The sequence below is a fragment of the Microbulbifer aggregans genome (assembly GCF_001750105.1).
Lineage (GTDB): Bacteria > Pseudomonadota > Gammaproteobacteria > Pseudomonadales > Cellvibrionaceae > Microbulbifer > Microbulbifer aggregans.
Map to the genome: position 1 here is coordinate 2,706,024 of NZ_CP014143.1, position 12,203 is coordinate 2,718,226.

Annotated in this window: 6 protein-coding genes; 3 read left to right on the top strand and 3 right to left on the bottom strand. The window is 60.0% G+C overall.

Features of this window, described 5'->3' with window-relative positions; all coding sequences use genetic code 11:
* The first annotated feature begins 277 nt into the window (after window positions 1-277).
* Window positions 278-5,158, top strand: coding sequence for an NAD-glutamate dehydrogenase (locus AUP74_RS11780; RefSeq protein WP_069948861.1), 4,881 nt, complete (start codon window positions 278-280; stop codon window positions 5,156-5,158).
* 55 nt (window positions 5,159-5,213) lie between these two features.
* Window positions 5,214-6,251 (top strand): quinone-dependent dihydroorotate dehydrogenase, encoded by a 1,038-nt coding sequence (locus tag AUP74_RS11785; protein WP_069947739.1) that lies wholly within the window; start codon window positions 5,214-5,216, stop codon window positions 6,249-6,251.
* A gap of 220 nt (window positions 6,252-6,471) precedes the next feature.
* Here the strand turns inward: AUP74_RS11785 and rmf are convergent, their stop codons facing one another.
* Window positions 6,472-6,723, bottom strand: coding sequence for a ribosome modulation factor (rmf, locus tag AUP74_RS11790; RefSeq protein WP_069947740.1), 252 nt, complete (start codon window positions 6,721-6,723; stop codon window positions 6,472-6,474).
* A 353-nt stretch (window positions 6,724-7,076) separates the two neighbouring features.
* Between rmf and rlmKL the strand changes: the two genes are divergently transcribed.
* Window positions 7,077-9,275: a bifunctional 23S rRNA (guanine(2069)-N(7))-methyltransferase RlmK/23S rRNA (guanine(2445)-N(2))-methyltransferase RlmL gene (rlmKL, locus tag AUP74_RS11795; protein WP_069947741.1), complete on the top strand. Its 2,199-nt coding sequence runs from the start codon at window positions 7,077-7,079 to the stop codon at window positions 9,273-9,275.
* Between the two features lie 23 nt (window positions 9,276-9,298).
* Here rlmKL and AUP74_RS11800 read toward each other — a convergent pair whose 3' ends face one another.
* A complete protein-coding gene (locus tag AUP74_RS11800; RefSeq protein WP_069947742.1) occupies window positions 9,299-9,682 on the bottom strand; it encodes a hypothetical protein in 384 nt (127 codons plus the stop codon).
* 68 nt (window positions 9,683-9,750) lie between these two features.
* On the bottom strand, window positions 9,751-12,192 hold the full coding sequence (locus AUP74_RS11805; RefSeq protein ID WP_069947743.1) for a bifunctional serine/threonine-protein kinase/formylglycine-generating enzyme family protein: 2,442 nt from the start codon (window positions 12,190-12,192) through the stop codon (window positions 9,751-9,753).
* Window positions 12,193-12,203: the final 11 nt, after the last annotated feature.

Sequence of the window (12,203 nt, forward strand, 5' to 3'; positions counted from 1 at the left end):
GAGTGATCCTGCCTCTGCCCGCCCGGCTGGGTATCTATCATCTTTTATATATAGTCGCCGCCAATCGGGGTGGGTGTGTTGATTTTAGCGGCAGTTGTCGTTTAGACAACAACCGCCGACCAACTGACCGTGGAACCGACCGTTGGTTCCCGTTGCCACAAGCGGTCAGCGCGGTACGAATTTAAAGCCTGCGGGCATCCGCAGGAGACTGAGCAAATAATCGCGGCCGGTGTTGTTTCCGGGTGCGGAAAAGGAACTTTGGAGGTTCTCCGTGAGTATGGCGACGGTCATAACCGACAGCCGAGAAGATCTAATCGAGCAGGTCCGTGCACTGGTGCGGGCACGGCTTGGTGACGATGCTGCACCGGTGGAGGCATTTGCCGAGCAATTCCTCCACCAGTATCCCCTGGAAGACCTGGTGGGGCGGCGCCTTGTGGATGTTTACGGTTGCATCTACACGTGGTGGGACTTTATTCAGCAGCGGCCTTCGGGGCGTCCCAAGGTCAGGGTTTTCAACCCGCGTCTGGAGGATGACGGTTGGGAGTGCTCCCACACGGTGGTCGCTGTGTTGCAGCGGGATATGCCGTTTCTGGTGGATTCCGTGCGCATCGAGATCAACCGCCGCGACACGGTGATCCACTCCATCAAAAGCACCGTCATGCAGCTGCGCCGGGACAAGAAGGGCAAGTTGCAGGAGCTGCTGCCCCGCCTCCATTCCGGGGAAGAGGCGAAAGCCGGCGCAACGACAGAAGCGCTGATCTATGTGGAGATCAACCGGGACACCTCGGAAGGCAATGCCGCCGACCTGGGTGCGGCGCTTCGCGATGTGCTCGGGGATGTCGAGCTGGTTGTGGACGACTATGTGCCAATGCTGGACACCTGCAGCGGCATGGAAGATCAGCTGCATGCCGGTATCGATGCGGAAGACGCCAACCTGCAGGAGGCCTGTGCCTTTATGCAGTGGATGCGCGACGGAAACTTTACTTTTCTCGGCTACCGGGAATACGAGTTTGCCGAAGAGGGCGAAAAGCGGGTGCTGCGCGAAGTGGAGGAGCGTCGCCTCGGTATCTTCAAGAAACTGGAGGAGCCGGCGGAGCCGACTCCCGAGGGCGCCTTCAATGAAGGCAAGCAGCGCTTCTACCAGGGCCCCAACTACCTCACGTTCGCCAAGTCTTCGGTCAAGTCCCGGGTGCACCGGGCTGCCTACTCAGACTATGTCACCGTCAAGCGTTACGATGCCCGTGGTGAGGTAATTGGTGAGTCGGCCTTCATGGGCCTCTACACCTCGCCGGTTTACACCGAGAGCCCGGCAAAGATCCCGATTATCCGCCGCAAGATGGCATCGGTGATCGAGTCCAGCGGCCTGTCACCGCACAGCCACGACGGCAAAGCGTTACGCCGTATTCTCGATACTTTCCCCCGTGACGAGCTGTTCCAGAGCAGCACCCAGGAACTGTTCCATACGGTCATGGGCGTGCTGAGCATGAATGAGCGCGCGCACATCCGGTTGTTCATCCGTCGCGACCCGTTCGGCAAGTTTGTCTCGGCGACGGTTTACGTACCGAGGGAGCAGTTCAGCAGTGATGTGCGGGAGGCGATTTGCGCGCACATCGCCAAGGCGATCAACGCCAGGGAATCTGATTTTACTACCTATTTCTCCGAGTCCATCCTCGCCCGGGTCCACTTTGTGTTCCGTGTCGACCCGAGCGAGCCAGTGGATATTGATGTCGCGCGGCTGGAGGCGCAGATCGTGGATATTACCCGCTCCTGGGAAGATGTATTCCAAAAGTCCCTTATCGAGAGCCACGGTGAGGAAGAGGGCAACCGCCTGTTCGATATTTTCGGGCACGCTTTCCCTGCCGGTTACCGAGAGGATTTCGAGCCGCGTATTGCCGTGCAGGACGTCAGTGCCGTTCAGGAGCTGACACCGAAAAACCGTGTGGCGATGAGCTTTTACCAGCCGGTCGGTGCGGCACCGGGCAGCCTGCGTTTCAAGGTATTCAACTGGGGCCGCGGCCTGACCCTTTCAGACGTGATCCCGGTGCTGGAGCACCTCGGCCTGCGTGTGATCGGCGAATTCCCCTATACGATCCGGCCCAAGGGCTCCACCGATGTATGGATGCACGAGTTCCACCTGGAGTTCGGCCTGCCGACCCGTGTCGACGCCCAGGCATCTCGCGGCATGTTCCAGGACGCCTTTGCGGCAATCTGGAATGGAGTGGCGGAGAGCGATGCATTCAATCGCCTGGTGCTGGCAGCGCGCCTGAACTGGCGCGAGGTGTCGATGCTGCGCGCCTATGCCCGCTACCTGAAGCAGACCAAGTTCAGTGCCAGCCAGCCCTACATAGCGGCCACCCTGGCCAACCACGTTGAGATCACCCGCAATCTGGTGGCGTTGTTCCGGGCCATGTTTGACCCGCGTATCAACAGCAGCAACAAGCAGGATCAGACCCGTGTGGAGCGCCTGATCAAGAAGATCCACGAGGGACTGGACAGCGTCGACAACCTGAACGAAGACCAGGTGATCCGTCGCTACCTGGACCTGATCCTGGCCACGTTGCGCACCAACTTCTTCCAGGTGGACGCCGAGGGCGAGCCAAAGGATTACATCTCCATCAAGTTCAGCCCGCGGAATATTCCCAATATTCCCGAGCCGCGGCCGGAATTCGAGATCTTCGTCTATTCGCCCCGTGTCGAGGGTGTGCACCTGCGCGGTGGCAAGGTGGCCCGTGGTGGTTTGCGCTGGTCCGACCGCCTGGAGGATTTCCGCACCGAGGTCCTCGGCCTGGTGAAGGCACAGAACGTAAAAAATGCCGTCATCGTGCCCAGTGGGGCCAAGGGCGGCTTCGTGGTGCGCAAGCCGCCGAAAGACGGCAGCCGCGACGCCATGCTGGAGGCGGGCATTGCCTGCTACCGCACCTTTATCCGCGGCCTGCTGGATATCACCGATAACCTGAAAGAGGGTGAAGTCGTTCCGCCTGAGCTGGTGGTGCGCCGGGACGAGGACGACCCCTACCTGGTGGTTGCCGCTGACAAGGGCACGGCCGCTTTCTCCGACATCGCCAACGGAATTGCCGCCGAGTATGACTTCTGGCTCGGTGATGCTTTTGCCTCGGGCGGCAGTCAGGGTTACGACCACAAGAAAATGGGCATCACGGCACGCGGTGCCTGGGTGTCGGTGCAGCGCCACTTCCGCGAAATGGGCGTCAATGTTCAGGATGAGGAGTTCTCGGTTGTCGGTATCGGCGATATGGGCGGTGATGTGTTCGGCAACGGCATGCTGCTGTCGGAACACATCTGCCTGAAAGGCGCCTTCAACCACCTGCATATTTTCGTCGACCCGAATCCGGACGCCGCGGCCAGCTTCAAAGAGCGCAAGCGCCTATTCGAAATGCCGCGCTCCAGCTGGACGGACTATGACCAGAAACTGATCTCCAAGGGCGGTGGTATCTTCGAGCGCCGCGCCAAGTCCATCCGCATCACGCCAGAGATGAAAGAGGCATTCGGTATCGAGGCAGATCAGCTGAACCCGAACGAGCTGATCAGTGCCATGTTACGTGCACCGGTGGACCTGATCTGGAACGGCGGCATCGGCACCTACGTGAAGGCCAGCAGCGAGTCCCACGCGGAAGTAGGGGACAAGTCAAACGATCACCTGCGGGTCAATGGTTCTGAGTTGCGGGCCAAGGTGTTTGGTGAGGGTGGCAACCTGGGTGTGACCCAGCGTGGGCGAATTGAGTTTGCTCTGCACGGCGGTCGCTGTAATACCGATTTCATCGACAATGCCGGCGGCGTGGATTGCTCGGACCACGAGGTAAACATCAAGATTCTCCTCGACAAGGTCGTCTCGAATGGCGACCTGACCGAGAAGCAGCGCAACCAGTTACTCGAGGAGATGACCGACTCTGTGGCCGAACTGGTGCTCGACAACAACTACAACCAGACCCAGGCCCTGAGCGTGGCAGAGCGGCAGGTTTCCGAGCGCATCGATGAATACCGCCGCACCATCAATACCCTGGAGGCCGAGGGCCGCCTGCGCCGTGCCCTGGAGTTCATTCCTGACAATGAGCAGATCACTGAGCGCCAGAACCGCGGGCAGTATTTGACCCGACCGGAGCTGTCTGTACTGATTTCCTACGTGAAGGTGAAGCTCAAGGAAGAGCTCCTCAATGCTGCCATCACTGACTATCCCCGGGTACAGGAAGCGGTGGAGTCCGCATTCCCGCAGGAACTGGTGGCGCGCTACCGGGAGCTGGTCTACGACCATCCACTGCGACGCCAGATCGTGGCCACCCAGGTGGCTAACGAGATGGTTAACAGCATGGGTATCACCTTCTACAACCGTATCAGCGGTGCTACCGGTGCGGATATCAACACGGTCGCTGCCGCTTACCTCAGTGCCCGTGAGGTCTATCGGATGCCGGTGTTCCAGGATCAGGTGGCCGCACTCGATTACAAGGTGCCGGCGGAGCTGCAGATCGAATTGCTGAACAGCATGGTAGGGCGTGTGCGTCGCGCCACTCGCTGGTTCATCCGCAACCGTCGCTTTGACCTGGATCCGGCCAAGGAGCAGGCGCAGTTCGGCGAATCGGTCCAGCGGGTGATCAAAGCCCTGCCGGAGGTCCTGAGTGGCGAGCCACGCCGTGAGTGGGAGCGTCGCTACCGCCGGCTGCAGGAAACACACGTGCCGGAGGAGATGGCACTGCTGGCAGCGTCACCGACGTACCTGTTCTCGGCGCTGGGGATTTCAGAGTCCGCCCGTACCAGCGATCGCCCGGTTGAAGAGGTGGCGCGGGTCTACTTTGGCCTGGCCGATATGCTGGATCTCTACTGGTTCGGCAACCAGATCATCGACCTCCCGGTGGAGAGCTTCTGGCAGGCGCAGGCCCGGGAAACCAGCATGGATGACCTGGACAGCCAGCTGGCCAGCCTGGCGGTGAACCTGTTGCGGCTCGGTGCCGGATCGGACCTGGATACCGATGGCGCGATGGAGCGCTGGGGCGTTATCATGGCGCCCGCTCTGCAGCGCTGGAAAGGCATTCTCACTGAACTCAAGGCATCGCCCTCCAGTGACTTCGCCATGTTTACCGTGGCGCTGCGGGAGCTGATGTACCTGGCCAATGCCACCGCGGACATGGAGTCGCTGGCCGAGGCCTGATGGCACTCCCGGCTTTCGAGCCGGGATGCCCGTTAGTGAGCAATGAAGGACAGCCATGTATTCGACCCTGCGAAAAGCCCTGTTTGCGCTCGATCCGGAGCGCGCCCACCACCTGACTATTGACGCCGTTGGCGCCGCCGAGCGTCTCGGCCTGATGTCCCTGTTCGCAAAGCCGGTGGTGAATGACCCGGTGGAACTGATGGGGCTTACCCTGCCCAATCCGGTGGGGCTGGCAGCTGGGCTGGACAAGAATGCCCAGGCATTCAATGGCCTGGGAGCGCTGGGTTTCGGGTTCGTTGAGGTGGGGACGGTGACTCCGCGCCCTCAACCCGGCAATCCGCTGCCGCGCCTTTTCCGCCTGGAGGAGGCGGAGGCCATCATCAACCGTATGGGCTTCAATAACGAGGGCGTTGATTACCTGGTGAATCGGGTGCGCCGGCGTCGTTATGGTGGCGTGCTGGGAATCAATGTGGGCAAGAATTTCGACACGCCGGCGGAGCGCGCGGCGGACGATTATTGTATCTGCATGGAAAAGGTTTACCCGTACGCCGATTACATCACTGCCAACGTTTCTTCCCCGAATACCAAGGGTCTGCGTGATCTGCAGTTCGGTGACAGCCTGAACCGGCTGCTCGGTACGTTGAAAGAGAAACAGCAGCAACTGGCTGCCTGTTCTGATCGCTACGTGCCGCTGGCCGTCAAGATCGCTCCTGACATGGATGATGAGGCCATTGCCCAGATCGCCGAGGCGCTGCGGAGTTATGAAATCGATGGGGTGATTGCTACCAATACCACCATTGATAAATCTTCTGTCGAGGGCCTGCCTCACGGCAAGGAGGAGGGCGGTCTCAGCGGTAAACCATTGCGTGAAAAGTCCACCCGGGTCATCCGGCAATTGGCCAAAGCGCTCGAGGGTGAGCTGCCGATTATCGGTGTCGGGGGCATTACGGATGGGGAGAGTGCAGCCGAAAAGGTTCGCGCTGGCGCCACCGCGGTGCAGATCTATACCGGACTGATTTACCGTGGCCCCGAACTCGTGAAAGAAGCCGCCGAAGCTATCGCCCTGGCGCGTCGGGAGAAAGCGGAAGGCTGATTCAAAGCCTGGCGGGCTGAGCCTGTGCGGGTGCTGGTCCAGTTGATCCCGGGCTCACTGGCATGCCCTGCGCATCCACAGCAGCTATCTTGCCTTCGTATTGCAAGAGCAGGCACTTTGATGAGCCATGAGGCAGTCGGCTTTGTCGACGCGGTCACAGGCAGGCCCAGTCAATGACTGGGCCCATTACCCCATTTAAATTGATCAGGCTAATGTCGGTTTACGCCGTTCTCCAACCATCCGGGTGATGGTTCTCGGCGGAAAAGTTGCGGTAGGTTTCCAGTTTCTGCGCCTTCGCAGACGCTCCAAACCCGTTCCAGTAGTCTTCCCGCCCCTCGCGCCAGCCGTTAATCCATTCCTGATGGAGTGGTCCATTAATGTAGGGACAGATGTCCTGCGGCTTGTTTTCGGACGCGGCCTGATATCCTTTGCAAAAGGCTCTCTCTAACTGGTTACGTTTTTGGCGTTTCATCGAATTGGCACCTCGCTAAAGCCGGGCCGGCTTTTCTGGTAGTCGGAGCAGAAGAGGCGACACTTCTTCTGCCGGGATTTTATCGGGTGTTTACTGTCAGTTGAGTGAAGGTTTTGTCGCCAGAATTGTTGCCCATATCCATAGCTTATGGTGGACGACCGGCGATCGGAAAGGCCATGCAGGACTGCTGTTGCGCGGCCGCCAACGGTATCAGTAGAGCAAACCGGGCGCTGGCTGTGAACGACCAGTTTGGTCTGACAATGTCATTTAATAGAAACAATACGTATAGGTTAGATGTGCTCTTGCCGCAGTGAGCGGAAGTTGGCACCGGAAACGTCTCGAGAAACTGTGATATGACACAAACACAAAATCTGGACCTGACAGCGACCTGCCCAAAGGGGCTCGAATCACTTCTGGCGGTGGAGCTGAACGAACTGGGCGCCTCGGTCACCCGAGAGCAGCCGGCAGCGGTCCACTTTACCGGCACCCTGCAGGTCGCCTACCGCTGCTGCCTGTGGAGCCGGCTGGCGAATCGGGTGTTGCTGCGGCTGGCCAGTGAAAAAATCACCGATGCCGAGGGTCTCTACCGGGCTGTCGCAAGCCTGCCCTGGGAGGAGCACATCACCCCCAGCGGTAAACTGTGGGTACAGTTTTCCGGCACCAATCGGGAGATTCGCAACAGTCAGTTTGGTGCCCAGAAAGCCAAGGATGCGATTGTCGACCGGCTGCGTCAGCAGGCGGGTACCAGGCCGCTGGTGGAGCGGGACAACCCCGATCTTGCCGTCGTGTTACGCCTGCATCGCGACCAGCTCGATATCTCCATTGATCTCAGTGGCGATAGCCTGCACCGGCGCGGTTACCGCACCCACATTGGTGCTGCCCCGCTCAAGGAAAACCTGGCAGCTGCGCTGCTGCTGCGCAGCGGCTGGCCGGAAATCGCGGCAGAGGGCGGTGCGCTCCTGGATCCAATGTGCGGCTCCGGCACGATCCTTATCGAGGGTGCGATGATGGCAGCGGATTACGCGCCGGGCCTTCTCCGGGAAAGCTTCGGGTTTGAACGTTGGCTCAATCATCAGAGTGATATCTGGCTCGCCCTGCGAGAGGAGGCACTAGCCCGCCGGGAGGCTGGCCTGGCCCGGGAGTTACCGGAAATCCGTGGCTACGATGCCGATGCCAAGGTGCTGTTTGCCGCCGAGGCCAATATCAATCGTGCGGGCCTGGAGCGGCAGGTGCGTGTGAGCTGCCGGCCCGTCGCGACCTTCAGGATCCCCAGCCACCGCCCGGTGAACACGGGGCTGGTACTGACGAATCCTCCCTATGGCGAACGTCTTGGGGAGCAGGAAGCACTGCGTGAAACCTATGCCGAGCTGGGCCGGCAGCTCAAGCAGGAGTTTCCCGGTTGGCTGGTGGGGATCTTCACCGGCAACCCCGAGCTGGGCTTTTCAACCGGGCTGCGCTCTCACAAACAGTACCAACTCTACAACGGCAGTATCCCAAGTCAGTTGCTGTTATTCCGGGTCCGGGAGGGCGCCGGTAGTTCTGCCGAGCCCCGCGCGCTGTCAGAGGAAGCGCAGATGGTGGCAAACCGCCTGCGCAAGAATCTGCGTACGACAGGAAAGTGGGCCAGCCGCAACGGCATCGACTGTTACCGGTTGTACGATGCTGATCTGCCGGAGTATGCGGCAGCAGTCGATATCTATCGCTCCCTGGAGGGGGCAGTTTATGCCCATGTGCAGGAATACCGTCCGCCGGCCAAGATTGAGGAGAACAAGGCCCGCAGCCGCCTGCGTGATCTGGTACGCGCAGTGAGGGAGGTGCTGGAAATCCCTCAGGACAACATCAGTATTAAGGAGCGCCGCAGGCAGAGTCACAAGGGCGGAGGTAAAGCGCCGAGCCAGTATCAGAGGCAGGGCGGGGCAGCGGGTGAGCGGAATTTCTGGATCAATGAATACGGTGCCGAACTGGAGGTCGACATCTGGACCTACCTGGATACGGGTGTATTCCTCGATCACCGTCCTGTGCGGCAATATATCCGTAAAGAGGCAGACGGGAAGACATTCCTGAATTTGTTTTGCTACACCGCCACAGCCACGGTACAGGCGGCCCTGGGCGGCGCAAAACAGAGCACCAGTGTCGATATGTCCAAGACTTACCAGGCCTGGGCGGCTCGCAACTTTCGCCGCAATAACCTCGACCCTTACCAGCATCAACTCCTTGAAGCCGATTGCTTGCAGTGGCTGACTTCAGCACAGCAGAACCGCCGCGGCCACTATGATCTGATTTTCCTTGATCCGCCGAGCTTCTCCAACTCAGCCAAGATGCGTGGGGTTCTGGATATTCAGCGGGATCACGAACGGCTGATCCGTCAGTGTATGACCCTGTTGGCCCCCGGAGGGGCACTGGTGTTTTCGAATAATCTGCGCAGTTTCAAAATGGACGAGGGGATCTTGGCTGAATTTGCGGTTGAGAACCTGTCCAGTGTGCTGCTGGATCGGGATTTTCAACGCAATCCCAAGATCCACAATGTCTGGAGAATCGAAGCGAAAGCCTGAGTGGCAATGGAATTGCTGTGGGATCAGGGCCTAGATTGCCGCTCGGGTACGGCATAGGCAACGCCGTGGCATTCCAGGTAGCGAAGGCATCCCTCGTAGCCGCCAGTCGCTGCTCCGCAGGCCTCCACGACTACTCCATTGCCCCCAAGTTTATGGGTGCGCTGTTTCAATTCCTGCACCAGTGTCGAGCGGCGAGGCTCGTCTTCGTCCGCTCTTCTCTGGCATTGTGCGGCCTCGACGAAACCGAGGGTGGTGGCATCGTAGCGGCCAATCTCAACCGGAGTGTATTCGCGGACTGAGGCGGCTTTGATGCGGCCCTCAGCATAAGGGCAAAGATTGGTGCTGAACTGTACCCCGTGGCATCCACCGAGTGCCGCTAGTGTGATCAGGAGAAGAACGGCTCGCATGGAAAACTCCTTTTTATGGTCAGTAACCGCCGGGATAAGTGACTGGGGCAGCCAGAGCCCTGTGCGTATTAATTGATTTCCATTAGTACGCGGAAACCTACATCCGTGGACAGGCTTTTCTGTTGCAGCCCCTTGCGATAGGCAGAGCTGACATTGGTAAGCGGATCCTGCATGGAGCCACCTTTCACCACGCGCAGGTCACAGTTGTTGATGCGCACCGGGCCGCCATCACGGCGGGCACCACTATGATCTCCCAGGTAGCAATCCTGGACCCATTCCGCCACATTGCCGGCGGTATCATGTAAGCCGAAGCTGTTGGGGAGATAGTGGCCGACCGGAGCGCTCGTGGCTTTGAAAAAACCGACAAAGTCGCTGGCGCATCCGCGGCGGCAATTGGCTTTGCCTCTTGCCTTTTGGTTGCCCCACCAGAATGGCGTGGAGCTTCCGGCCCGCGCTGCATATTCCCACTCTGCTTCGCTCGGTAAGCGGTAGCGTTTACCGGTTTCCCTGGAGAGCCAGCGGGCATAGGCCCGCGCGTCTTCCCAGCTCACATTGATCACCGGCCTGTCGCCGCGGCCCCAGCCGCTATCTCCGGGCAGGGCTGCGCCGGTGGCATCGGCAAAACGGTCGTATTCGTCAAACGTGATCTCGTGGGCGGAGATCGCAAAGGGCTTTGCTATCTCAATGCGCTGCACCGGGCTCGTGAATGGTTGTCGGCTGTTGCCTATTCGGAATGTTCCGGCCCTGACCACGACCATTTCCGGACCATTGCCTCCACCGGCAAGGGGGCTGCGGAGTGTAGTGCCGGGGCGGTAGCCGCGCTCGAGTTTGACCTGCAGAGTGAGATCGTCTTCCTCGAGGCTGACCCAGCGGCGTACGGTTTTGTAGCCCGGCCTGCTCACCTCAACATCGTATCTGCCCGGCGGCAGGGCCATGCCATAGCGATAGCGGGGCACGATGTTCATGATCCGGACCAGAGCCTGTTCCGGTTGCGTGTTGATCCTGAGTCTGAGCTGCTCAAGAACGGGCTCCGTTGCTGGTATCCGGCTTTCTGTTGTCTTGGCGGTTGAGACCTCGGGTTCAGGTTGTACCTTCTGCTCGTCTGGCGCCGCGGCCGGCTGCTCGCTCACTGCGGTGGTCGCTTCCGGTCCTGTAGCCCGTTCCGCTTTCTCTGGTAACTGTGTCGCGGGGCGCATCGGTGGTCGGAGTCCTTCCATTGATTCTGGAACGGCTTCACTGGTTCCCGCGCGCTGGAGTAGCGGGGTGATCTGGGCAGATCGGATCACCGGCTGATCTGCGGAAATTTCTGGCGCTGCTGCCCGGTCGGCCACCGGAACTGCACTGTTGATGGCTGCTGCGCCTTCGGCCCGCCAGGGTAGATGGTCGCCCCAGATTCCATACAGCAGGCCGCTAGCGGCCAGCGCAGCGATAGCAAGGGTGCCGGCAAACCACTGGCGTCTCTTGCGCTGTGGGGCCTGCTGGATCACCTGTTGGATCCGCATGATCGTGTCCTGCTCGGCACGGGGATGATGCCGGTCCAGCGGTTTGTCCCGCACGCGGGCCCAGAGTGCGGCGATCTTGTCTACCAGTGTGCCCCAGAGTGTCATCAGCAGAGCGCGCATGAGGCTCGAGGGACCGACGGCGGTGTTGTTCAGTTGCGTCGCCTGGGTGGTGGGCTTTCCCGCCAGTGCTGCGAGCAGCTGATCGATCGCCTCCACTACGTCCAGCCCACGCTGGAAGCGGTCTGCAGGATCCTTGGCCAGCAGCCGCTCTACCAGCCCCTGAAACAGAGAGTGGCGGGCTGGCAGTCGGGGGATCGGGTCGGTCAGGTGCTTGATGGCAATGGCCACGGCCTCATCGGCCTGGTAGGGCACGGCACTGGTCACCATCTCGAAAAACACCACGCCGAGACTGTAGAGATCGGCACGGCCGTCGATCGCGGCACCGCGGGCCTGCTCCGGGCTCATGTAGTGGGGCGTACCCACCACCATGCCGGTATTGGTCATTCGGGTTGTGCGGGCGACGGCCCGGGCAACACCAAAATCGGTCAACACGGCGGAGCCGTCTTCGCGGAAAAGGATATTCTCGGGTTTCAGATCACGGTGTACATAACCTTTGCCGTGAGCATGATCCAGGGCGAGCGCAATCTGTCGGGCCACATTCAGGGCCTCAATCGGATCCATGATCCCCTTGGCCAGTCTGTCGGAAACCGAGCCCCCGGGCATATAGTCCATGGCGATGTAATTGAGGCTGCGATAGCGGCCGATATCATGAATGGCGACGATATTGGGGTGGGAGAGCTGGCCGACGATGTTGGCCTCTCTCTGGAAGCGCTCGCTGAAGATCGGATCGGCATTCAGCACCGGTGACATGACCTTGAGAGCGACCTGGCGGCCAACGCTGCGCTGAACCGCCAGGTAGACAGTGGACATGCCGCCCTGGTTGATCTTCTTCAGAATCCGATATCCGGGAATCTCCAGTGATGTTGTGCCCGAGCTGACGACTTCCATTGAGTTCATCC

What these genes read in the sequence shown, in the direction of transcription:
- AUP74_RS11780 (WP_069948861.1), top strand. Translation starts at nt 278, where the DNA reads ATGGCGACGGTCATAACCGACAGCCGAGAAGATCTAATCGAGCAGGTC.
- AUP74_RS11785 (WP_069947739.1), top strand. Translation starts at nt 5,214, where the DNA reads ATGTATTCGACCCTGCGAAAAGCCCTGTTTGCGCTCGATCCGGAGCGC.
- rmf (WP_069947740.1), bottom strand. Translation starts at nt 6,723, where the DNA reads ATGAAACGCCAAAAACGTAACCAGTTAGAGAGAGCCTTTTGCAAAGGA.
- rlmKL (WP_069947741.1), top strand. Translation starts at nt 7,077, where the DNA reads ATGACACAAACACAAAATCTGGACCTGACAGCGACCTGCCCAAAGGGG.
- AUP74_RS11800 (WP_069947742.1), bottom strand. Translation starts at nt 9,682, where the DNA reads ATGCGAGCCGTTCTTCTCCTGATCACACTAGCGGCACTCGGTGGATGC.
- AUP74_RS11805 (WP_069947743.1), bottom strand. Translation starts at nt 12,192, where the DNA reads ATGGAAGTCGTCAGCTCGGGCACAACATCACTGGAGATTCCCGGATAT.